22 protein-coding genes are annotated in these 21,634 nt (G+C 67.3%); 17 read left to right on the top strand and 5 right to left on the bottom strand.

Translation table 11 applies throughout. The features are described from left to right. The gene (gene modB, locus ACZK2R_RS12610) at positions 1-684 is read left to right on the top strand and encodes a molybdate ABC transporter permease subunit (RefSeq protein ID WP_049459011.1); all 684 of its coding nucleotides are present in this window, start codon (positions 1-3) and stop codon (positions 682-684) included. Continuing rightward, positions 674-1,342, top strand: a complete 669-nt coding sequence (locus ACZK2R_RS12605; protein WP_125895820.1) for an ATP-binding cassette domain-containing protein — start codon at positions 674-676, stop codon at positions 1,340-1,342. Before modB ends, ACZK2R_RS12605 begins: the two co-directional genes overlap by 11 nt. A gap of 473 nt (positions 1,343-1,815) precedes the next feature. Here ACZK2R_RS12605 and ACZK2R_RS12600 read toward each other — a convergent pair whose 3' ends face one another. The 5 genes from ACZK2R_RS12600 to ACZK2R_RS12580 all read right to left on the bottom strand — a co-directional run bounded on the left by ACZK2R_RS12600 (position 1,816) and on the right by ACZK2R_RS12580 (position 6,095). After that, positions 1,816-3,345, bottom strand: coding sequence for a flavodoxin domain-containing protein (locus ACZK2R_RS12600; protein ID WP_180838037.1), 1,530 nt, complete (start codon positions 3,343-3,345; stop codon positions 1,816-1,818). After that, positions 3,342-3,770, bottom strand: coding sequence for a PAS domain-containing protein (locus tag ACZK2R_RS12595; RefSeq protein WP_032128130.1), 429 nt, complete (start codon positions 3,768-3,770; stop codon positions 3,342-3,344). The genes ACZK2R_RS12600 and ACZK2R_RS12595 overlap by 4 nt, the downstream gene beginning before the upstream one ends. 136 nt (positions 3,771-3,906) lie before the next feature. Beyond that, the gene (locus ACZK2R_RS12590; protein ID WP_180838036.1) at positions 3,907-4,380 is read right to left on the bottom strand and encodes a hypothetical protein; all 474 of its coding nucleotides are present in this window, start codon (positions 4,378-4,380) and stop codon (positions 3,907-3,909) included. 672 nt (positions 4,381-5,052) lie between these two features. Further along, positions 5,053-5,367 (bottom strand): AzlD family protein, encoded by a 315-nt coding sequence (locus ACZK2R_RS12585; RefSeq protein WP_032128129.1) that lies wholly within the window; start codon positions 5,365-5,367, stop codon positions 5,053-5,055. Then, complete coding sequence (locus tag ACZK2R_RS12580) at positions 5,364-6,095, bottom strand: AzlC family ABC transporter permease (RefSeq protein ID WP_125893673.1); 732 nt, start codon at positions 6,093-6,095, stop codon at positions 5,364-5,366. The genes ACZK2R_RS12585 and ACZK2R_RS12580 overlap by 4 nt, the downstream gene beginning before the upstream one ends. Positions 6,096-6,222: 127 nt before the next feature. Between ACZK2R_RS12580 and ACZK2R_RS12575 the strand changes: the two genes are divergently transcribed. From ACZK2R_RS12575 to ACZK2R_RS12505, 15 genes are all read left to right on the top strand, one after another. Then, positions 6,223-6,687, top strand: a complete 465-nt coding sequence (locus ACZK2R_RS12575; protein ID WP_005413654.1) for an Lrp/AsnC family transcriptional regulator — start codon at positions 6,223-6,225, stop codon at positions 6,685-6,687. Between the two features lie 479 nt (positions 6,688-7,166). Continuing rightward, positions 7,167-7,847, top strand: coding sequence for an STN domain-containing protein (locus ACZK2R_RS12570; RefSeq protein WP_180838035.1), 681 nt, complete (start codon positions 7,167-7,169; stop codon positions 7,845-7,847). 16 nt (positions 7,848-7,863) lie between these two features. Further along, positions 7,864-8,394 (top strand): RNA polymerase sigma factor, encoded by a 531-nt coding sequence (locus ACZK2R_RS12565; RefSeq protein ID WP_032128154.1) that lies wholly within the window; start codon positions 7,864-7,866, stop codon positions 8,392-8,394. Positions 8,395-8,463: 69 nt separating this feature from the next. Continuing rightward, positions 8,464-9,444 carry a FecR family protein gene (locus ACZK2R_RS12560; protein ID WP_125893670.1) on the top strand — a complete coding sequence of 327 codons (981 nt, stop codon included), beginning with the start codon at positions 8,464-8,466 and terminating at the stop codon, positions 9,442-9,444. A 58-nt stretch (positions 9,445-9,502) separates the two neighbouring features. After that, complete coding sequence (locus tag ACZK2R_RS12555) at positions 9,503-10,054, top strand: hypothetical protein (protein WP_032128125.1); 552 nt, start codon at positions 9,503-9,505, stop codon at positions 10,052-10,054. 120 nt (positions 10,055-10,174) lie between these two features. Further along, on the top strand, positions 10,175-10,759 hold the full coding sequence (locus tag ACZK2R_RS12550) for a hypothetical protein (protein WP_180838034.1): 585 nt from the start codon (positions 10,175-10,177) through the stop codon (positions 10,757-10,759). Between the two features lie 57 nt (positions 10,760-10,816). Beyond that, positions 10,817-11,254: a type II secretion system major pseudopilin GspG gene (gspG, locus tag ACZK2R_RS12545; RefSeq protein WP_032128123.1), complete on the top strand. Its 438-nt coding sequence runs from the start codon at positions 10,817-10,819 to the stop codon at positions 11,252-11,254. Positions 11,255-11,263: 9 nt separating this feature from the next. Further along, entirely contained in the window at positions 11,264-12,169 is a 906-nt protein-coding gene (gene gspK, locus ACZK2R_RS12540; protein WP_180838033.1) for a type II secretion system minor pseudopilin GspK, read from the top strand. Continuing rightward, positions 12,166-13,329, top strand: coding sequence for a type II secretion system protein GspL (gene gspL, locus ACZK2R_RS12535; RefSeq protein WP_180838032.1), 1,164 nt, complete (start codon positions 12,166-12,168; stop codon positions 13,327-13,329). The genes gspK and gspL overlap by 4 nt, the downstream gene beginning before the upstream one ends. Continuing rightward, positions 13,326-13,853 carry a type II secretion system protein GspM gene (gspM, locus tag ACZK2R_RS12530; protein ID WP_032128120.1) on the top strand — a complete coding sequence of 176 codons (528 nt, stop codon included), beginning with the start codon at positions 13,326-13,328 and terminating at the stop codon, positions 13,851-13,853. Before gspL ends, gspM begins: the two co-directional genes overlap by 4 nt. Next, a complete protein-coding gene (gspD, locus tag ACZK2R_RS12525; protein ID WP_180838031.1) occupies positions 13,850-16,231 on the top strand; it encodes a type II secretion system secretin GspD in 2,382 nt (793 codons plus the stop codon). The genes gspM and gspD overlap by 4 nt, the downstream gene beginning before the upstream one ends. Then, positions 16,228-17,661 carry a type II secretion system ATPase GspE gene (gene gspE, locus ACZK2R_RS12520; protein WP_180838030.1) on the top strand — a complete coding sequence of 478 codons (1,434 nt, stop codon included), beginning with the start codon at positions 16,228-16,230 and terminating at the stop codon, positions 17,659-17,661. The genes gspD and gspE overlap by 4 nt, the downstream gene beginning before the upstream one ends. Positions 17,662-17,668: 7 nt before the next feature. Continuing rightward, positions 17,669-18,868: a type II secretion system inner membrane protein GspF gene (gene gspF, locus ACZK2R_RS12515; protein ID WP_180838029.1), complete on the top strand. Its 1,200-nt coding sequence runs from the start codon at positions 17,669-17,671 to the stop codon at positions 18,866-18,868. Positions 18,869-19,085: 217 nt separating this feature from the next. Beyond that, positions 19,086-20,279, top strand: a complete 1,194-nt coding sequence (locus ACZK2R_RS12510; protein WP_180838028.1) for a substrate-binding domain-containing protein — start codon at positions 19,086-19,088, stop codon at positions 20,277-20,279. A 98-nt stretch (positions 20,280-20,377) separates the two neighbouring features. After that, entirely contained in the window at positions 20,378-21,565 is a 1,188-nt protein-coding gene (locus ACZK2R_RS12505) for a substrate-binding domain-containing protein (RefSeq protein ID WP_180838027.1), read from the top strand. Positions 21,566-21,634 lie beyond the last annotated feature (69 nt).

Below are 21,634 nucleotides of genomic sequence, written 5' to 3'. Positions count from 1 at the left end.
ATGGATCTCGACTGGAGCGCACTGGGGTTGTCGCTGAAGGTGGCCGGCTGGGCCACCGCGATCAATCTTGTAGTGGGCGTGGCGCTGGGCGCACTACTGGCGCGGCGGCGCTTTCCCGGCCGTGAGCTGCTGGATTCGCTGCTGACCCTGCCAATGGTGTTGCCGCCGACGGTGCTGGGCTATTACCTGCTGGTGCTGATCGGCCGTAACGGACCGATCGGTGCGTGGTTGCAGTCGTGGTTCGGCATCAACCTGGTGTTTACCTGGCAGGCTGCAGTGATCGCCGCCGCAGTGGCCTCGCTGCCGCTGGTGTTCAAGCCGGCACGCGCGGCGTTCGAGGAAGTGGACGGACAGCTGGAGCAGGCCGCACGCACGCTCGGTGTGTCCGAAGCGGCGGTGTTCTTCCGCATCACGCTGCCGCTGGCCTGGCGTGGCATCCTCGCCGGCCTGCTGCTGGCGTTTGCACGTGCGATGGGCGAGTTCGGCGCCACTCTGATGGTGGCTGGCAGCATTCCGGGCCGCACGCAGACGCTGTCGATCGCCATCTACGAGGCGGTGCAGGCCGGCCAGGACGGCAAGGCCAATGCGCTGGTGATCCTGACCTCGGTGGTGTGCATCGTGATCCTGCTGCTGGCCGCACGGCTGGTGGGCGGACGTCGCCGGGAGCTGCGCGATGTGGCTTGACCTGCAGGTGCAGCGCCGCCTGCAGGCGGCCGGCCAGGATTTCGTGTTGGATGTGTCGCTGCAGTGCACGCAGCGGCAGGTGGTGCTGTTCGGGCCTTCGGGCGCCGGCAAGAGCCTGACCCTGAAGGCGGTGGCCGGGCTGCTACGGCCGGGCCAGGGGCATGTACGGCTGCAGGGGCAGACCCTGTTCGATGCGGCCACCGGCGTGGATCTGCCGCCGCAACGCCGCCGGCTGGGCTACGTGTTCCAGGATTACGCGCTGTTCCCGCACCTGAGCGTGCGCCAGAACGTGGCGTTCGGTCTGCAGAAGGGCTGGTTGAATCCGCGGGCTGGCCAGCGCTTCGATGCGGTGGAGCAGTGGCTGCACGCATTCCGCATCGACACGGTCGGTGATCTGCTGCCGTCGCAGGTATCCGGCGGCCAGCGTCAGCGCACCGCCTTGGCACGTGCATTGGTGACGCAGCCGCAGGCGCTGCTGCTGGATGAGCCGTTCTCCGCGCTGGATCATGACCTGCGCCAGCACCTGCGCCAGGAGCTTGAGACGGTGCTGGACAATACTGGCATTCCGTTGCTGTTGATCAGCCACGACCCGCAGGATGTGGCCATGTTCGGCCAGCAGGTAGCACGCGTGGTGGATGGTCGTATCGTCGGCGGTTGACCCGCGATGGACGCAAGGGCGATGGATGGCTACATCTGATGGTAGTGCCGGCCGCTGGCCGGCAACCATGGAATCCGGAGCAGCCGGCCAGCGGCCGGCTCTACCGGTTCAGGAGTTCCGCGACGCTCAGGCGATGAATGGTTGCATCTGATGGTAGTGCCGGCCGCTGGCCGGCAACCATGGAATCTGGGGCAGCCGGCCAGCGGCCGGCTCTACCGGTTCAGGAGTTCCGCGACGCTCAGGCGATGAATGGTTGCATCTGATGGTAGTGCCGGCCGCTGGCCGGCAACCACGGAATCTGGGGCAGCCGGCCAGCGGCCGGCTCTACCGGTTCAGGAGTTCCGCGACGCTCAGGCGATGAATGGTTGCATCTGATGGTAGTGCCGGCCGCTGGCTGGCAACCATGGAATCCGGAGCAGCCGGCCAGCGGCCGGCTCTACCGGTTCAGCGTTCGCGCAATCCAGTGGAATGGATCAATACAGCTCGCAGTGCGTGCGGCCTTCACCCCGCAGCGCGTCCCAGTGCCCTTCGCCACTGATGGCATCGATGGCCTCGCGCACCGCGCCTTCCAGGTGGCTCTTGTTACCGCACAGGTACAGATGCCCGCCACGGGCCAGCACATCGCGCACTTCGTCGGCGCGCTGCTGCAGCACATGCTGCACATAGACCTTCTCGGCCCCATCGCGCGAGAACGCGGTATGCAGGCCGGCCAGCACACCGCGCGCGCGCCAGTCCTGCAGCTGCTCGCGGTACAGGTAATCGTGCTGGCTGTGCTTCTCGCCGAACACCAGGTGCACCTCGCGTTCGCAGGCGTTGGCTTGCAGCTCCTGCATCAGGCCCATCAACGGCGCGATGCCAGTGCCGGTGCCAACCAGCAGCAATGGCGCTTCGCCGGTATCGGGCAGATGGAAGCCGGGATTGGAACGGCAGTACACGCGCGCGTGGTCGCCGCCGTGCAGCAGACTGCCGGTGGCAGTGCCGAAGCGCTCGCGACCGCGCAGGGTGTAGCGCACTTCGCGCACGCACAGGCTCAGCTGGTCGTCGCAGGGGTGCGAGGCGATCGAATAGGCGCGCGGCAGGCGCGGTGACAGCAGCTCGCGCAGGCGGGCCAGCGGCACGCTGGCCGGCGTGGCGTGGTCCTGCAGCACGTCCAGCAGGTCCAGCCCGTGCAGGTAGGCGTCCAGCTCGCGCTTCTGGCTGACCTTCAACAGGCCCTTCAGCACCTCGCTGCCGCCCAATTTGGCCAGTTCGCGCAGCACGCCCTTGCTCAGCAGGCGCAGCTCGCGGTCGTGCAGTGCGGCCACAGCGGCGGAGTCGCCGTACCAGGTGGCCAATGCCTGCAGCAGCGCAGGGTCGTTCTCGGGTACTACGTGCAGGGTGTCGCCCGCGCGGTACGCCATGCCACTGCCGGCAATGTCCAGCTGCAGGTGCCAGGCGGCCGGGTCGCTGCTGTTCAAGCGGCGGTGTTCCAGAATGGGGGCGGCAAAGGCGTTGTCTTCGCCATAGGCGGTGACCTGCAGGTGCAGGTCCTGGCCCGCGTTCACGTCGCCGTCCAGCACCTGGCCCAGCACTGGCTGCCATTGCTGGAAGAACTGCTCGTAGCCCAGGTCGGCATCCACGCGGTGCAGCAGCGGCTGCGCCTGGCGCTCGCTCAGCGCGGCATCCAGCGCCTTGGTGAAGCCACAGAAGCTGGGGTAGCCGGTGTCACCGAGGCCGAACACCGCATAGCGCAGGCCACTCAGTGTCGGGGTCTGGCGCAGCGTTTCGAAGAACTGCTCGCCGTTGGCTGGCGGTTCGCCGTCACCGAAGGAACTGGAGATCGCCAGCAGCACATCGCCGTGGCCGAGGCTGGCCACGTCGATGTCGTTGAACGGGAGCACCTGCGGCGCGTGCGGCTGCAGGTCCGCGCCCAGGCGCTGGGCCAGGGCGCGGGCATTGCCCGACTCGGACGCGAAACCCACCAGCAGGCGGCTGAAGGGCGTACTGGTCGGGAGGGCGTTCACGCGGCCTCGTAGAAGTCGTCGAACTTTTCCTTGCTGAACTCGACCAGGTCGTAGTTCTGCATCAGGTCGTTCACCACGCGGCGGATGCTGATGTACGAGGTGATGTTGCCCTCGGCATCGAACAGCGGCTGCACGGTGGTGTCCACCACGTAGAGCACGCCGCCCTTGCCGAGGTTGGGCACGATGCCGGTCCAGGTCTTGCCGGCCTTGATGGTGTCCCACATGTCCTTGTAGACCGCCTTGGGCACATCCGGATGGCGCACGATGCTGTGCGGCTGGCCGATCAGCTCCTCGCGGGCGAAGCCGGTGAGCGTGCAGAACAGGTCATTGGCGTAGGTGATGTTGCCCTGCAGGTCGGTGGTGGAGATCACCATGACGTTCTGCATGGCATTCAGCAGCTGGGCGTTGTCGGGGGTGTAGCTCATCGCAGGGTCCTTGTGGATGCCGGTAACGCCGGCGTGTTCGGGTCCTGCATAGAAATACGCCCGCACGGCGGCGGGCGGTTTGACATTGATCAAGTGGATGCCGGGATCGGCTGCGACCGGGTGTCGCAGGGAGCGTTCACTGCTGCAGGGGAAAGCCGATCGTCTCGTGGCAATGCCGCATCAGGTGGCGGCCTCCCTCATTGATGTGCAAGGTGTCCGCGTCACCGAAGAACCGCAGCAGCGCTCCCCCGGTCGTACTGCCTGCATGCGCGGAGCGCCTGGCTGCCGTTGGCAGAAACGGATCAGCTCGCGGATCGTGTCCGCCAGGCAGATCCGCACGTGCAACGGCGCCTTCGATCATCAGCTGGGCACATGCGCCTGCCAGATAGGCGTCTGGTTCGCGCTGCGCGCCGCGTCGAGGCTGTCCTGCCAATGCGGTGGCGATATGCTGGAACTCATGGGCGGTGGTGGCGATCACGCGCCTGCGCAGCGAGTCGGTGTCGGGACCGGAGGGAAACCAGAAGCTGACCATCTGGCCCGGCGGCTCTGGTCCCGGCAGCTGTCGCCAGATGCCGCCTCCGTCACTTACGATCGTCAACTGATAGCGCATAGGCGTCCGTTCCTGCCCATTGGCCTGGAGCGGCAGTCCAGCGGATCGTGCGGCGGCCTCGCAGAGCCGTGACGCCTGCATGGCCGAAAGCGCTCGATCTGCCCAGAGAACTCGAGTTGCGACGGATGACCACCCGCACTCGATGGACCGATTGGGGAACTCCGAGCTTTCCGGGCCGGGAAGCATCGACACTGTGCTGATCTTCAGATGTGAGGTAGGGCCTCGCAGCAGGGTGGCATACCCTCCATCGGGACTGACCAGGTTCCGGGGAGGCAGCTGGATGGATTGGCACGCACTTGTGGCCAGAAGGATTGCCGCCAGCCCAGCATAGAGCCCAAGCGCGGGGCCCGGTTGGGTACGCCTGGACTGACGGCGCTGCATCAGAGGGGCAGCCCGCGAGTAGAGGTGAGGGTGATACCGATTGCTGCCACGACAACTCGCAGATTGCTCATTGGTACTCTCCACGTTGGACGTCGATTGACCGATCAGCTCAACCCGCTGATTCGGCAGTCGATCCGTACCGGCTCAGGCTCGATCAGGCAATCGGAGTTTTTTCAAACACCTCCAGTAGGTGGCTCCGGGCCACGTTTGAGGCGGCACGCAAATGTGCAGGTCGAGCTGATAGCGACCGTCGCGCCTCCAGTCACACCACGTGGGGACCTCGCGCGTGCGTCAGCCCATCAGATAGCGCAGCACCCCGGCCGAGACCACGCCGATCAGCACAGTCGGCAGCATCGACAACCGCGTGGCGGCCAGCAGGGTGATCGCCAGCGCGGCGAGGTCGGCGGGCTTGTCGGCGACGAAGTCGGGCGCGATCACCGAGATCAGCACGCAGCCGGGTGCGGCTTCCATCACCGTCACTGCGCGCTTGCTCAGTGTGCGGTTGCGCAGTGCGAGGAAGCCGATGATGCGGGTCAGGTAGGTGGCAGCGGCCATCAGCACGATGGTCAGCACCGAGGTCCAGTGGATCAGTCCGTTGAAGATCATGCCGCGTCCTCCGCCAGCAGCCAGGCTGCGGCCAGGCCGGCCAGCGCGCCGCTGGCCACGTACCAGGCGCCGGGAACCAGGAGGTAGGTGGCCGCGGCCACCACCAGGCTGACCAGCCACGGACGCGCTGCTTTCATGCCCTGCCACATGCCGCGCAGCAGCACCAGGAACACGGCCGGAAAGGCCATGTCGAAGCCGTAGGCGTGGATGTCGCCCAGCATCGGCCCAACGATCGCGCCCAGCGCGGTGCAGGCGACCCAGACCGTGTACAGGCCTGCCGACACGCCCAGGTAATAGGCCAGGCTGAAGCCGAGCGCACGGCGGCGCGCGTCGGCCACGCCCATCGCCCAGCTCTCGTCGCACATGAAGAACAGCGCCGGCAGCACCCGGCGGCGCGGCAGGTGCTGTAGCAGCGGGGCCAGGCTGGCGCCCATCAGCAGGTGGCGGCTGTTGACCAGCGCGGTGATCGCCACGATCAGCGCGATATGCGGCGGCGAGGTCCACAGTTCGACGGCGGCGAACTCCGAGCCGCCGGCGAAGTTGAGGCCGGTCATCAGCGGCACTTCCAGCGCGCTCAGGCCCTTCTGGGCGGCCTGGGCGCCGAGCACCAGGGCGAAGGGAATGAAGCCGATCATCACCGGTACGGCGGCGCGAAGGCCGCGCAGGAATTCGGCGCGCGGGGCGATATCGCAGGTGTCGGGCAGGGGGAGGGTGGTACGGGCGTCCATGGAACGGCACAACGAGGTGGGGGTGGCCCATGCTAGCGGTCCGATCGCGAAATCGGGTTGCGTTGATGCCATTCAATTCGGGAATATTGAGATTCCATGCGGCTAAGGTCGCCAAAGGTGAAATCCCGTGCAGTATCAGCTCGACAACCTCGATCGCCGCATCCTCGATGCCCTGCAGCGTGACGGACGGCTGCAAAACCTGGAGCTGGCCCGGCTGGTGGGCCTTTCGCCCTCGGCCTGCCTGCGGCGGGTGCGGCTGCTGGAGGAGGGCGGCTACATCGACCGCTACGTGGCCCTGCTGAATGAGGCGAAGGTGGGTCGTGGCTTCACGGTGTTCGTGCGAGTGTGGCTGCGCGGGCAGGACGAGGACACCACCAACCACTTCATCAACAGCATCAAGTCGTTCCCGGAAGTGCTTGAATGCCATCTGATGGCCGGTGACTGCGATTTCCTGCTGCGGGTGGCGGTGGCGGACCTGGATGCTTACCGGCAGTTCCAGATGCAGCACCTGAACCGGATCGCCGGGGTGCAGAACACCAAGACCGAGATTCCGATGCAGCGGATCAAGCAGACCACCCAGCTGCCGCTTTGAGGATGGGTGGTTCCGGCCGGGTTGCACCCGGCACCCGCGGTAGTGCCGGCCGCTGGCCGGCAACCTCAGGAGCAACAGCAGCCGCAACGGCGATGTTCCCAGGGCGGCGGGGCGGTGTGGCCAGGCAGGACACGCCGTAGACCCATCCATGGGGGCTCGATGGCGCCATCCATGGCGCCAACGGTCCTGCCTGCCCACACCGCCCCGCGCCTGACAGTTCCCCGCGACCTGTTGGGGTCGGATCCCGTTGCTGTGCAACGGGCTCTGACCCCGGGAGCAGATGGACATGTCTGTTCGATTCATTGATTCCTGATGCGTGACTGGGTTCACGGAGCTTGGCTTAACGCCGGGCGTAGGCAGCGGTCATCGCAATGACATCTGGCCCCGGTACGGTTTGAGCCCGCTTGCTGGTCGCGCGCGGGCCGGGGCTCCGGTCGTGGCGCGCGTCCACTGCAGCTGCTGTCGCTGCCGAGGGTCATGTGTTCTACGTCAGGGGGCTGAATGGACACCATGCGGTCAGAACTTGGAAGGTGGCCATCGCCACATGGCTGCTGCTGTCCTTTGCCGCTGTGGCGCGGGACGGTGTTCATGCCTACGACATCCCTGCGCAGCCGCTGGAGCAGGCGGTCGAGCGCTTCAGCGTCATCAGCGGGTGGTCGGTGATGTACCCGGGCGATCTTGCCGCCGGCCGTAGCAGCCATGCGCTGCGCGCCAGCCTTGCGCCGCTGCCTGCCTTGCAGATGCTGCTGCAGGACACCGGCATCGAGGCCGAGATGATCGGTGAGCAGCGCGTGGTGCTGCGCCGGGGCACGCCCTCGGTCGCCGAACCCGGTACTGGTGCCGAACTTCCCGAGGCCGAGCGTCGGCGTCGCTATGGCGGGCTGCAGCAGCGCCTGCGTGCGGTGTTCTGTGACGACCCCGAGATCGCGCCCGGCCGCTATGCCGCGACGCTGCGCTTCCACGTCGACGGCGAAGGCCAGGTGCATGCGCCCGAGCTGCTCTCAGGCAGTGGCAGCGCCCGCCGCGATGCACGCCTGCTGCAGGCGCTGCAGGGCCTGGTGCTTGCGCCCGATGCCGCCGCGCTGCCGCAGCCGGTGACGCTGCAGATCCGACCTTCCGGCACCGACCACGACTGTGGTCGGCGCGCGCCCCTTCCATGACTTCAAGGATTCGAACATGAGCAACGGTACGGCTGGGGCAGTTGACCTGATGGACCACCTTCTGGGGGCCTACGACGAGCTGAAGCGCCGCCTGGTGCGCAAGCTGGGCTCGGAGGAGCTGGCCGGCGATGCGCTGCAGGACACCTGGATGCGCCTGAGTGCGCGCCGTGACCGCCTGGATGCCGTGCAGAATCCCGCGGCCTACCTGTTGCGCATGGCGATGAACACGGTGATCGACCGCCAGCGTGCCGACCACCGCCTGCTGAGCCTGGAAGAGGTGGATACGCTGATGGAGATGGCCGACCCTGCACCGGGCCCGGCGCAGGCGGCCGAACTGGATTTCGCGCTGGAGGACATGGTCGGCCTGCTGCAGCGCATGCCCGAGCGCCGACGCCGCATCCTGCTGGCGATCCGCGTCGATGGCCTGCAGCAGCGCGACGTCGCCGACCAGCTGGGCGTGTCGCTGCGGCTTGTGCAGCGCGAGCTGAAAGCGGCCCAGGACTACCTGGCCGAGCGCAGCGGACAGGGGCGTCAGGTGCGGTTCTGAGCGGCGGCATCCGTCTACACTTTGACGCCGAGCAGAACCCCGCAGCGTGCGGGTCCGGCATGAGCCCCCATGGATCCTGACGATCGCCCGCAACGCCCGCTGGATGCCGTCGAGCGTCAGGCCCACGCGTGGGTGGTGCGGCTGACCTCGGGCGAGGCCACCGCCGCCGATGGGCGCAGGTTCCGTGAGTGGTGCGAGGCTGATCCGCGTCATCGCGAAGCATTCGGCCGTGCGCGCCGGCAATGGGCGCAGGTACGCCTGGCGGGCGAACAGCTGCCCGCCGCTGCGCGCCAGCCGGTCGCGCCGACGCCGTCCCAGCGCTGGAGCCGGCGCGCCTTCCTGGGAGCCGCGATTGCCGCACCGGCCAGCCTGGTGGTGGTGGCGGCGATCCGCCCGCCGCTGGGGCTGTGGCCCTCGGTGACGGCGATGGCGGCCGATTTCCACACCGGCACCGGTGAGCGACTGCAGATCGCGCCCTTGCCGCTGCTGAAGATCGAACTGGATACGCAGAGCAGCCTGCGCCGTCGTTCGGACACGCAGGGCGAAGGCTTCGAGCTGGTGCAGGGCCAGGCCGCGATCGAAACCCAGGCAGGCCTGCGCCTCGCCCTGTTCGCGGGGCCGGGCTGCGTGATTGCCGATGAAGGTGCGGTGCGCCTGGACGTCCGCAACACCCACGGCCAGGTACGGGTGACCTGCCTGCAGGGCAGCGCCCGCATCGAGCACCCGCAGGGCCGCCTGCAGCTGCAGGCGGGCCAGCAGACCCAATACGACGAGCGCCTCAGTGGCGTGGTGGCCGAAGCCCTGGCCTCGGAAGTGAGCGCCTGGACCGAGGGCATGCTGGTGTTCCGCCGCGCTCCATTGCGCGAGGTGGTGGATGAAATCAACCGCTACCGCCGCGGCAAGGTGCTGCTGGGCGAATCGGCATTGGCGCGGGCCCCGGTCAGCGGCCGTTTCCGCATCGATGATCCGGATGCGGCGCTGGAGCAGCTGCGACTGACGATGTCGCTGGATCTGCGTCGCTTTCCGGGTGGCATTGCCGTCCTTGGTTAGATGAAGACGCTGGCCGTGCGCGCCGCGCAGGGCTGTTGCAAGCAAGGAGACGCCAAGGATGCGCAACGAGACCATCGGTGTGCTGGATCTGCGCCGTAATCTGTCGGCGTTGCTGGAAACCACGCAGCGACGGCCCTTGATGGTGCATCGCTATGGATCGCCGTGGGTGTGCGTGGTCTCCGATGCGCAATGGCAGCAACAGGCCGTTCTGCTCGACTTCGATCCGCAATCGCACCCGTTGGCGATGCTGCTACGGCTGCAGCAGCAGGTGCTGCCCCTCGCTGAGGCCGGCACGTTGCCGCCTGCGGCGATGGCGCGCGTGCTGCTGCTGATGGGCATGCACGGCATCGACGATCTCGTGCAACTGCACGAGCAGGTACAGCATCATCGTCTTTGGCACTGGTTCGTGGCCGGCAGCCATGGCGTGATGGATGGCTGGCAGCTGCCAGCGCTGCGTGTTGCGATGGCGTCATGGTGCGATGACGTGGATATGTCCAATGCGCTGGCAACGTTCGCCGCACGCAGCGATGTGGCGATACTGGCGCGCCGTTGCGGGGGCGAAGCGCCGCGACTGGAGCGCGAAGCCTGCAGGCAGATGACGCTGCGATGACGTAGCTGATGAAGCGCCACGCAGCGCACAGAGACGCATTCGCGTTGTCGCTTCACCTGCCTTGCTGACGTCTTCTGCAGAGTACGACGCACCACGCGTCGCGGAGCACGGGCGGCGCCGATGGCAGACAGTCGCAGGATCAGCATGCTGGAGCTGGATCGTCACCTGAGCCAGTCGCTGGAGCAGGCTCGGCACACGCCTGTGAACGTGCAGCGCTATGGGCACTCGTGGGTCTGGGTGCTGTCCAGTGATGCCTGGGCCGATGCGGCGCGCTGGGCGGCACTGGACAGCAGCGCGCATCCGCTGGCGGCGTTGCGGCGCGCCCTCGATCTGCAGCTGCGGCCCTGGCCCGAAGCGGCCATGAACGCGCTGCCGCTTGACGCGGGCGATGTGCGGCTGCTGCAACGTGCGGCGCTGCTGGTGGTCGTGCGTGATCTCAACAGTGCGCAGCGCGTGTACGACGATCTGCGTTACCACCAGGCCTACCGGATGTTCATCGGCCTCGACCATGGCACCGCGTGGTCGCCGATGCAGTGCGTGCGCCTGCTGCAGGCCTGCGCGCACCCGTTGCTGCGCGGCTGCATCGACGATGCGCTGGCCAGCGTGCCGCAGCACCTGTTCGAGTCTGCATGTGCCCCGGCTACACGTGTTGCGCCTGCACAGGCACACGCGCAGCGAATAGCAGGCGGATGTTTATCGTACTGACACATGCACCGCTGACCATGGCGCAGCGGTCTCTTCCAGGATGACGAGGGCGGAACAATGGCAAGGCAGGTGGGTAGTCGCAGGGCTCGGCAGCAGGGTTTCAGCCTGATAGAGATCATGGTGGTGGTGGTGATCATCGGCATTCTTGCCGCGTTGATCGTGCCGCGGTTGATGGACCGTCCCGACCAGGCGCGCGTGGTGGCGGCGCGCCAGGACATCGCGGCGCTGATGCAGGCATTGAAGTTGTTCAAGCTGGACAACGGGCGCTATCCCAGCGCCGAACAGGGCCTGCAGGCGCTGGTGAAGCCGCCGCAGGGCAGCGGTGCGATGCCGGTGACGCCGTATCTGGATCGCCTGCCGAATGACCCATGGGGCCATCCGTACCAGTACCAGATTCCCGGAACCCATGGCGACATCGATGTGTTCTCGCTGGGTGCGGACAGCAAGCCCGGTGGCGACGCCGGGAACGCGGACATCGGCTCCTGGCAGCTGTGAGGCGTGCAGATGACAGCCCGGACGCGTTCGGTCCCGTGCACCCGCCAGCGCGGCATGGCGGTGATCGTCGCCCTGCTGGTGGTGGCATTGGTGGCGGTGATTGCCACTGCACTGCTGACCCGGCAGTCGGCACAGCTGCGTGCGCTGCGTGGCGACCAGCTGCGTGCGCAGGTGCGCATGGCGGTCGATGCCACCCTGGAGCGCGCGGCGCAGCAGCTGCGTGACGATGTAAAGGAGCAGTTGACCACGGTGCGCAGCGGCCGTTGGGCGCGTCCACTGACGCTGCAGGCGCCGCTGCCGGTGCAGTTGCAGCTGGTCGATGCACAGTCCATGTTCAACCTGCGCAACCTGCTGGCCTATGGCAAGCCGGACCCGGAGGCACGGCGCGCGTTCATCGCGCTGTGTGCCGGGCAGGGACTGGGGCAGGGTGCCTGTGCATCTGCTGCCGATCACATCCAGGCGCGGCTGCGTGATGGCGATCTGCAGGCGCAGGCGCCGTTGCCGCGTGAATCGATGATCGAGCAGGCCCTGGCGGGCGCCGACCCAGTGGCGGTGCAGGCACTGGCACGGCGCACCGTGGTGCTGCCGGCCCAGACCCTGGTCAATGCCAACACCAGTGACATCAGCGTGTTGCAGGCGGTCACTCCCGGCGTGGAGCCGGGGCGCCTGCAGGCGCTACTCGGTGAGCGCGACGGTGGCCACTGGCTGCTCAACCGCGGCGATATCGCCAATCGTCTGCAACTGAGCAACGCGCAGATGGCCGTGGTGCCGCTTGGCATTCATAGCGAGTGGTTCCTTGCCGTCGGCCAGGTACAGGCCGATGGCAATGCGGTCGACTTCAGGGCCCTGATCTGGCGCGAGTATCGCGATGACAGTGTGCGCGTGCAGCGTGTGTGGACGAGGATTGGAGCATGAGCGTGCAGCTGAGGGTGCGCCTGCCGGCGCTGGAACACCTGCGCGCCGACAGTACGGTCGAGTGGGCGCAGTTGCACAAGGGTGGGGTGCTGGCCCATGGCCGCGAGGGCTTGGCCGTGCTCGGGCAACGTCATCCGCAGGCCGAGGTGCTGGCCTGTCTCGATCCGCAGGACCTGATCCTGCTGGAACTGCAGCTGCCGCCACTGTCGGGCCGCAGGCTGCAGGCCGCACTGCAGGGCGAAGTAGAGGCGATGCTGCTGGATGACCTGCAGGAGGTCGTGTTGGCACATGGTGCGCAGGCGGCGGACGGCACGGTTCCTGTGGCGTGGCTTGGCCAACAAGCAGTCCTGCAGGCGCAACAGCTGCTGGCTTCATGTGCACTGCAGCTGCAGGCACTGTACCCGACCCCGCTGCTGCTGCCATGGCAGAACGGCCAGGCAACGCTGCAGGCTGCCGGTGAGCATCTGCTGGTGCGCTGCGGGCGCGATCGGGGTTTTGTGCAGTGGTGCGGTGGGCGCGACACAGCGGCGGTGCTGCAGTCGCTCGCGGCGCGTCTTCAGCAATCCGGGGTGCAGGCCGTGCAGTGGATCGACAGCGTGCCGTCGGTGTGGCCGGAGAACCTGCCGGCCACCGTGGTCGCGCATGAACGGCAGGCCAGCGGACCCGTGCCAGCGTGGTCGTTGCCACTGCCGGGTCGCAGCAGGCAGGCACCACGCGTGGCGATCGGCCTCGCATTGGCGGCGGTGTTGCTGGCTGCGCTTGGGCTGCAGCTGCAGGTCTCGCGCTGGCGCAGCGAGGGCGAGGCGTTGCAGCAGGACATGGCGCGGCAGTTCAGTTCGCACTTTCCGGAGATCACCGATGTGGTGGACCCGGTGCTGCAGGCGCGGCGCGCGCTGGCCGTGCCGTTGCCGGCGCCGCCGTTGCCACCGGTGCAGCGGCAGGTCGCAACGACGCTGCAGGCGATTCCGGAGTTGGGCGGCCAGGTGCGCGGCCTGCGCTATCAACCCGGCCAGCTGGAACTGGAGCTGGACGCCGATGCGCAGGCGGTAGCCGATGACGCGCAGCGGCTGGAGCAGTGGCAGCAGGCGGCGCAGGCGCAGGGCCTGCAGATGGCGCGCGAGGCCGGTGGACGCCTGCGCGTGAGCGGGGGCGGACAGTGACCGCCAGAGCCGTGCGCCTGGGCGAGGGTGTGGCCGGTCTGCAGCGACGCTGGCAGCACCTGCCGCCGCGCGACCGCTGGATGCTGTGGGTGATGGTGCTGGCGCTGCTGGCAGCGGGGCTGTGGTCATTCTGGCTGGAGCCGCTGCTGAAACAGCGTGCGCACTGGCAGGCTGAGCTGCCGCGGCTGCAGGCGCAGGCGCGCGCACTGGCGCCGCTGCTGCGTGCACGCGAACGCCAGCAGCAGGTGCAGGGGCAGCGCCCGACGCTGGCCGCGCTGCGTAATGGAATCAAGTCCGCCGGCCTCGCCGATGGACTGCATGTCGAAGCACGCGACGGGCGTTGGCACCTGCAGGTGCAGGCCGTACCTGCTGACGCACTGTGGAACTGGCTGCTGCCCGTGCTGGCCGATCCGGCCATCGAACTGCAGCAACTGCAACTGACACGCACAGGGGATGCGAACATGCCGGCGGCACGGATATCCGGAAACATCGTGATGGCACTCACTGCGGGTGGCCATTCATGAGGGCGATGCGCAGCCTTGCCTGCAGCACTGTACTGGCCCTGATCGTGGGTGGCGCTCACGTTGTTGCACCGGCACAGGCGCAGGACGCCCCCGATGAACCGGTGCAGTTGAACTTGGTGGATACCGATATCGGCGGCGTACTGCGCATGGCGGCGCGCTTCACCGGTCGCCAGTTCCTGATCGACCCGCGGGTGACCGGCAAGATGACCGTGGTCTCTGATGGCCCGGTCAGCCGTACCCAGGCGTACCAGTTGCTGCTGGGCGCACTGCGCATGCGTGGCTTTGCCGTGGTCGAGAACGGCGGTGTCAGCCGGGTGGTGCCGCAGGCCGAGGCCAAGCTGCTCGGTGGCCGTGTGGGCGCGGGCGGGGCCGGCGGCGAGGTGGCCACGCGCACCTTCGCGCTGCGCTACGAGAACGCAGCCGCGCTGGTGGCGGTGCTGCGGCCGATGATCAGCCCGGACAATCCGATCACCGCCAACCCGGGCAACAACACCCTGGTGATCACCGACTATGCCGACAACCTGGAGCGCATCGCGCGGGTGATCGCCAGCGTCGATACACCGGCCGGCATGGACACCGATGTGGTGAAGCTGCAGCAGGGCATTGCCGTTGACGTGGCAGCGATGGTCGCGCCGCTGCTGGATGCGCAGGGCGCCGAGCCCAGCCAGAAGGTGGTGGTGATGGCCGACCCCCGCAGCAACAGCGTGCTGCTGCGTTCCAGCAGCCCGGGCCGAACGCGCCTGGCGCGGCAGTTGGTGGAGAAGTTGGACCGCGCGCAGGACGAGTCCGGCAACCTGCATGTGGTCTACCTGCGCAATGCCCAGGCCAATCAGCTCGCCGGCGTGCTGCGCGGCGTGGTGGCCGGGCAGAGCGATGCACCGGCAATGGGCAGCAACGAAGGCATCACGCCACTGCCCGGCGACGCCAACCGCGCCACACCGGCGCAGCCGTCGCAGCCGCAGCAGTCCAAGACCGGTGGCAATGCGCTGGAATCGCAGCGGCTGGACCCGAACCGTCGCGACCCGATTGACGCCGGCAGCACCGGCTTCAGCCAGAACGGCATTTCGGTGCAGGCGGACGTGGCCACTAACACGCTGCTGATCTCCGCCCCCGAGCCGGTGTACCGCAACCTGCGGCGGGTGATCGACCAGCTCGACCAGCGCCGTGCGCAGGTGCTGGTGGAAAGCCTGATCGTGGAGGTCAACCAGACCGACGCGGCCGAACTGGGCGTGCAGTGGATGCTGGGCAATGGCCGCACCTTCGGCGGCACCCACTTCGGCGGCACCACCGGTGGCAGCGGGCTGAACACCACCGCACGCACCACCCTGGACGTGCTGCCCAAGGATGGTCTGAAGATCGGCGTGATCGACGGCACCATCAACCTGCCCGGCGTCGGCCAGATCCTCAACATGAAGGCGTTGGCCAACGCGCTGCAGAGCAAGGGCGGTGCCAACATCCTGTCCACGCCGAACCTGATGACGCTGGACAATGAAGCGGCCAGCATCATGGTCGGGCAGACCGTGCCGTTCGTCAGCGGCCGCTACGTGACCGACGGTGGTGGCGGCAGCAACAACCCGTTCCAGACCATCGTGCGCGAGGACGTGGGCCTGAAGCTGCGGGTGCGCCCGCAGATTTCCGAGGGCGGCACGGTCAAGCTGGACATCTACCAGGAAGTCAGCAGCATCGACGCGCAGAGCGCGAACAGCACGGCCGGCATCATCACCAACAAACGCGCCCTGGATACCAGCGTGCTGCTGGACGATGGCCAGATCATGGTGCTCGGTGGGCTGCTGGAGGATAGCGTCAGTCATGGCCGTGATGCGGTGCCGGGGCTGGGCAAGATTCCAGTGCTGGGCGCCTTGTTCCGCAGCGACACGCGCAAGCGCGCCAAGACCAACCTGATGGTGTTCCTGCGCCCGCACGTGGTGCGTGACCCGGCCGCCGGCCAGCGCCTGACCCGCGACCGCTACGACTACATGCGCAACGCGCAGGCCGGCGCGCAGCCGCTACAGAGCTGGGCCTTGCCGGCGCTGTCGGCACCGCAGCTGCCACCGCAGGACCTGCCTGTACTCGGCCAGGGCAATGCACGCGATGGCCAGGGCCAGCCGCTGCAGAACAGCAGCCTGGCGGCGCTGTACCCGTCCGGTGACGGCGATGCGCAGCTGGTGCAGTTCGCGCAGGGGCTGGACCCGGCGCGTGCCAGCCAGGGCGTGGCGCAGGTGCGGGCACTGGGCCTGCAGGCCTATGCCGAAGCGACGCCGGGCGAGAGCGGGCAACGCCTGCGCGTGCGATTGCCGCGCGACCCGGCGACGCTGGACCCGGCACTGCAGCAGCTGCGCGGGCTGGGCTACACGCCGGAACTGGTGATCGGGCCGTGAGCACCGCCGCGTCACTGCCGTACGCCTGGGTGCGCAGCCACGGCGTGATGCTGTCCGAAGTTGGCGGCGAGTCGGTGCTGCTGGGCACCGCCGACACCGCGGCGTGGGCCGTGGCCGAACTGCGCCGATGGCATGGCCCGCTGCCGTTCCAGGCGCTGGATGCAGCGACCTGGCAGCAGCGGCTGGGTGAGCAGTACCGTGACGGCGGCGATGCCGCTGCCGTGGTCGGGGCTGCTGAAAGTGAAGTGGATCTGGACCGGCTGATGCAGGACATGCCGGAAGTCACCGATCTGCTGGACGCACAGGACGATGCGCCGGTGATCCGCATGATCAACGCGCTGCTGGCACAGGCCGCACGCGATGGCGCCAGCGATCTGCACATCGAGCCGTTCGAGACCCATTCGGTGGTGCGCTACCGGGTGGACGGCACCCTGCGCGACATGGTGCAGCCGCGGCGCGCACTGCACGCGGCGCTGGTGTCGCGCATCAAGATCATGGCCCACCTGGACATCGCCGAGAAGCGGCTGCCGCAGGACGGGCGCATCGCGATCCGGGTGGGTGGGCGTCCGTTGGACATCCGCGTCTCCACGGTGCCGACCGGGCATGGCGAGCGTGCTGTGCTGCGCCTGCTGGAGAAGGATGCCGGCCGCCTGCAGCTGCAGCGGCTGGGCATGGCCGATGACACCCTGGCCACGTTCACCGGATTGATCCGGCAGCCGCATGGCATCGTGCTGGTCACCGGCCCGACCGGCAGCGGCAAGACCACCTCGTTGTATGCGGCGCTGGGCCAGCTCGACAGCAGCACCAGCAACATCCTCACCGTGGAGGACCCGGTGGAGTATGACTTCGCCGGCATCGGCCAGATTCAGGTCAACGCGCGTATCGGCATGAGCTTCGGCACGGCGCTGCGCGCGATCCTGCGCCAGGACCCGGACACCATCATGATCGGTGAGATCCGCGACCTGGAAACCGCACAGATTGCGGTGCAGTCGTCGCTGACCGGCCATGGCGTGCTGGCGTCCCTGCACACCAACGACGCGATCTCGGCGGTGACGCGCCTGGCCGACATGGGCGTGGAACCGTTCCTGCTGGCCTCGTCGCTGCGCGGCGTGCTGGCGCAGCGGCTGGTGCGGCGGCTGTGCACGCAGTGCCGGCGCGCCGAGGTGGACGGCGAGGGCCGTACCGTGTGGCGCGCGGTGGGCTGCGCGGCCTGTGCCAACAGCGGCTACCGGGGGCGTACCGGCATCCACGAGCTGTTCGTGGTCGACGATCGCGTGCGTGCGCTGATCCATGAAGGACAGGGTGAACCTGCGCTGCGCGAGGCGGCGCGGCGTGCCGGCATGCGGACCTTGCGCCAGGACGGCCAGCGTTGGGTCGACAGCGGGGTGACCACGCTGGAAGAGATCCTGCGCGTCACCGGCGACGACTGAGGCCTGCATGGCACTGTTCGACTACCAGGCTGCCAACGCGCAGGGCCGCATCGAGAAGGGTCAGCTGGACGCCGACAGCCCGCGCGGCGCACGCCAGCTGCTGCGCGGTCGCGGGCTGACACCCGTGCAGGTCAGCGCGGCGCGCGGTGCGGGCAGTGGCTGGGGCGCCCGCCGGCTGTCTGCCAGCGAGCTGGCCTGGGCCACGCGCCAGCTGGCCAGCCTGCTGGCCGCGAGCCTGCCGTTGGAAGCCGCATTGACTGCGGTGATCGAACAGGCCGAGCGCCCGCATGTGGCCCAGGCACTCACCGCCGTACGCGCCGACGTGCGTGCCGGCCAGCGCCTGACCGTGGCGCTGGCCGCGCGGCCGCGCGATTTCCCGCCGATCTATCGGGCGCTGGTGGGCGCAGGTGAAGACTCCGGTGACCTGGCGCGGGTGATGGAGCGCCTTGCCGACTACATCGAAGAACGCAACGCGCTGCAGGCCAAAGTACTGACCGCCTTCATCTACCCAGCGGCGATCAGCCTGGTGTCGGTGGCGATCGTGATCTTCCTGCTCAGCTACGTAGTGCCGCAGGTGGTGACCGCGTTCGTGCAGGCGCGGCAGACGCTGCCGATGCTGACCCAGGTGATGCTGGCCGCCAGCGCGTTCGTGCGCAGCTGGGGCGTGTGGGTGGGGCTGGGCATCGCTGCGCTGGTGGTGGCATGGCGGTTGGCGTTGCGCCGGCCCGAACTGCGCCTGCGATGGGACGCGATGCTGCTGCGGGTGCCGATGGTCGGGCGTTTCGTGCTGGGCGTGAACAGTGCGCGCTTTGCCTCGACGCTGGCGATCCTGCTGGATGCCGGTGTGCCACTGCTGCGTGCCTTGGAGGCGGCGCGGCAGACGCTTGGCAATGCGCTGCTGGCACGCTGTGCCGATGACGTGTCCGCGCGCGTGCGCGAAGGTGCGGCACTGGGTGCTGCGTTGAAGGTGCAGAAGGTGTATCCGCCTATCCTGGTGCACCTGGTGGCCAGTGGTGAGAAGACCGGATCGCTGGCGCCGCTGCTGGATCGTGCTGCACAGACGATCTCGCGCGAGATCGAACGTCGCGCGATGGCACTGACCGCGCTGCTGGAACCGACCATGATCCTGGTGATGGGCGGCGTGGTGCTGACGATCGTGCTGGCCGTGCTGATGCCGATCATGGAAATGAATCAATTGGTCCAGTGATGCGCAACGCGCATCACGGCACGCTTTCGATTCTCCACACAATCCTCCACACCTTTTTTCGATCTTCCACAGGTTTCTTAAGCGGCCTGTCATCGGCGCGGACCAGCATAGCCACGTCGCCGCAGAGTGGGCTGGGAGGCCCTCGGCGGCAGCAGGCGTGTAGTGACCGTTCCTCCCTTGGCGTTTCCCTTCGCAGTAAACCCTTCAGGAGAAGATCATGAACAAGTACAAGACCCTGGCCGCGCTGGTTGCTACCGCGCTGCTCGCCACCGCCGGTGCCGCTTCGGCCCAGACCGCCGTCACCGGCGGCGGCGCTTCGCTGCCGGCCGACCTGTACAAGGGCCAGGCTGACAGCATCCTGCCGGCCAACTTCAGCTACGCCGTGACTGGTTCGGGCACCGGCAAGAAGGCCTTCCTGGAAAACAACTCGGCGCTGTTCTCCACCACCGGCACCGTGCACTTCGCCGGTAGCGATTCGGTGCTGAGCAGCACCGAACTGAACACCTACAACAGCACTTACAACGTGTCCGGCGATGCCAACCGCTACGGCGCCCTGGTGCAGATTCCGTCGGTGGCCACCTCGGTCACGATTCCGTTCAACAAGGCCGGTTCGGTCGTTGACCTGTCGGTGACCCAGATCTGCGGCATCTTCTCCGGCAAGATCACCAGCTGGAGCCAGCTGGCGGGCCTGGGCCGTACCGGTGACATCCAGGTCGTCTACCGTGGCGAAAGCAGCGGCACCAGCGAACTGCTGACCCGCTTCCTGACCAGCGCCTGCCAGCCGGCTGACGTGTCGGGCAGCAACCTGAAGTTGACCAACGGCGTGCCGGCGTTCTCGGTGCAGTCGACCTTCGCCAACCTGTTCACCACCGTGCCGTCGAACTTCATCGCCGCACCGGCCACCGGTGGCACCGCGCTGTACAACGCCGTCTATGCCGTTGACGGCCGCGTTGGCTATGTCGGCCCGGACGTGATCCCGAGCCTGACCGACGCCACCAAGGTCGCCAAGGTCAAGGGCTTCTCGCCGGATGAAGTGAGCGTGCAGGCCACGCTGGAAACCGCTGCGCCGCCGACCGGTGCCGCTGCCGAGAACCCGGCGAACTGGGTGCCGGTGTTCGGCAACCCGAGCGCGGGCTATCCGATCGCTGGCTACACCAACTTCGTGTTCGGCCAGTGCTACAAGAACGCCACCGTGGGCGCCAACGTGCGCGGCTTCCTGACCCGCCATTACGGCAGCACCGTGGTCAACGGTGTCGAGCAGGGCCCGAACGACGTCGCCATCCGCGCGCACAAGTTCATCCCGCTGACCAAGGCCTGGCGCGATGCGGTCCGTGCTCGCTTCGCCACCGCCACGAACGCCGGTGCGGTGAACAATCCGAGCACCTGCTCGGGCATCGGCCGTCCGCTGTAACTGCGACATAGAAGTGTTCTCCAGGTGCGCCGGCCGTCAGGCCGGCGCACTGCGGTATGAACGACCGTATCCAGAGAAGGCAGGGAGTTGTCAATCTCATGAACTTGCTATTGAAGGCGTTCTGGCTCGCCAGTTGCGTGTTGGTCGGAACGCTAGAAGCAAATGCCCAGGTTCTTGTCCAGGGTGGTGGTGCGACGATGCCCGCGGCCCTGTACCAAGGGAGTCCGGACAGCATTCTTCCGACGTCGTTCAGCTATGCTCCCAGGGGCTCGGGCGTTGGCAAGCGGGCATTCCTGAGCAATGACCCATCACTGTTTTCGACGACAGGGACTGTCCACTTTGCTGGCAGCGATGCGGTACTGAGCAGCACCGAGTTGTACAGCTACAACAGCACCTTCAACCGGGCTGGTGATCCAACCCGTTATGGGGCATTGATCCAGATTCCCGTTGCGCTGGCTCCGGTGATTATTCCCTTCAACAAGCCTGGTTCAGCAATTGACCTGTCGGTCACCCGGATCTGCGGGATATTCTCCGGCAAGATCACCAACTGGTCGAGCATCGACAGCGCCCGCACCGGCACCATTCGGGTTGTCTACCGTGGCGAGACCAGCGGCGCCACTGAATTGCTGGCCCGTTTCCTGACCAGCGCCTGCCAGCCGGCCGATGTCTCAGGCACCACGCTGAAGCTGACCAACGGCGTGCCGGCGTTTTCGGTGCAGTCGACCTTCGCCGATCTGTTCACTAGTGTTCCCGAGAACTTTGTTGCAGCTCCGGCGTCCGGTGACGCGGCGGTGTACGCCGCCATTTTTACGACCGTCGGAACAATGGGATACACAGGTCCAGACCTGTCTCTTGATCTCTCGGATGCTACTCGAGTTGCACAGGTCAAGGGCTTCTCTCCAAAGGACGTGAGTACTCAAGCGACACTGGATAACGTGCCACCGCCGGCCGGTGCCGCTGCCGAGAACCCAGCGAACTGGGTGCCGTGGTTCGGCAACCCGAGCTCAGGATATCCAATCGTGGGTACCACCAATCTCCTGTTTGGGCAGTGCTACAAGGATGTACTGGTGGCTGCAAGAATTCGCGGCGGACTTCTTCGAATCTATGGCAGCACCGTGGTCAACGGTGTCGAACAGGGCCCGCAGGATCCCGCCATCGTTGCGCACAGGTTCATTCCGCTGAACAAAGCCTGGCGCGATGCGGTCCGTTCCCGCTTCGTCAACGCCAGCAACGCTGGAGCATTGAACAATCCGAGCACCTGCTCGGGAATCGGCCGTCCGCTCTAACTGCAACTGCTTCTGTAGTTGCAGGAGACGCACAAGGGCGCCGGCAGCAATGCCGGCGCCCTTGTGCGT

This window comes from Stenotrophomonas sp. 96582_Sma (genome assembly GCF_056480905.1).
The sequence above is the reverse complement of the archived record's forward strand: the minus strand, read 5'-3'. Positions and strand labels throughout refer to the sequence as shown.

Bases quoted from the DNA above. Each gene is read 5' to 3' on its own strand.
- gspD (WP_180838031.1), top strand. From the start codon at position 13,850: ATGAGGGCGATGCGCAGCCTTGCCTGCAGCACTGTACTGGCCCTGATC.
- ACZK2R_RS12580 (WP_125893673.1), bottom strand. From the start codon at position 6,095: ATGGACGCCCGTACCACCCTCCCCCTGCCCGACACCTGCGATATCGCC.
- modB (WP_049459011.1), top strand. From the start codon at position 1: ATGGATCTCGACTGGAGCGCACTGGGGTTGTCGCTGAAGGTGGCCGGC.
- ACZK2R_RS12605 (WP_125895820.1), top strand. From the start codon at position 674: ATGTGGCTTGACCTGCAGGTGCAGCGCCGCCTGCAGGCGGCCGGCCAG.
- ACZK2R_RS12590 (WP_180838036.1), bottom strand. From the start codon at position 4,380: ATGCGCTATCAGTTGACGATCGTAAGTGACGGAGGCGGCATCTGGCGA.
- gspF (WP_180838029.1), top strand. From the start codon at position 17,669: ATGGCACTGTTCGACTACCAGGCTGCCAACGCGCAGGGCCGCATCGAG.
- gspK (WP_180838033.1), top strand. From the start codon at position 11,264: ATGACAGCCCGGACGCGTTCGGTCCCGTGCACCCGCCAGCGCGGCATG.
- ACZK2R_RS12595 (WP_032128130.1), bottom strand. From the start codon at position 3,770: ATGAGCTACACCCCCGACAACGCCCAGCTGCTGAATGCCATGCAGAAC.
- gspL (WP_180838032.1), top strand. From the start codon at position 12,166: ATGAGCGTGCAGCTGAGGGTGCGCCTGCCGGCGCTGGAACACCTGCGC.
- ACZK2R_RS12585 (WP_032128129.1), bottom strand. From the start codon at position 5,367: ATGATCTTCAACGGACTGATCCACTGGACCTCGGTGCTGACCATCGTG.
- ACZK2R_RS12555 (WP_032128125.1), top strand. From the start codon at position 9,503: ATGCGCAACGAGACCATCGGTGTGCTGGATCTGCGCCGTAATCTGTCG.
- ACZK2R_RS12550 (WP_180838034.1), top strand. From the start codon at position 10,175: ATGGCAGACAGTCGCAGGATCAGCATGCTGGAGCTGGATCGTCACCTG.
- gspG (WP_032128123.1), top strand. From the start codon at position 10,817: ATGGCAAGGCAGGTGGGTAGTCGCAGGGCTCGGCAGCAGGGTTTCAGC.
- ACZK2R_RS12565 (WP_032128154.1), top strand. From the start codon at position 7,864: ATGAGCAACGGTACGGCTGGGGCAGTTGACCTGATGGACCACCTTCTG.
- ACZK2R_RS12505 (WP_180838027.1), top strand. From the start codon at position 20,378: ATGAACTTGCTATTGAAGGCGTTCTGGCTCGCCAGTTGCGTGTTGGTC.
- ACZK2R_RS12510 (WP_180838028.1), top strand. From the start codon at position 19,086: ATGAACAAGTACAAGACCCTGGCCGCGCTGGTTGCTACCGCGCTGCTC.
- ACZK2R_RS12560 (WP_125893670.1), top strand. From the start codon at position 8,464: ATGGATCCTGACGATCGCCCGCAACGCCCGCTGGATGCCGTCGAGCGT.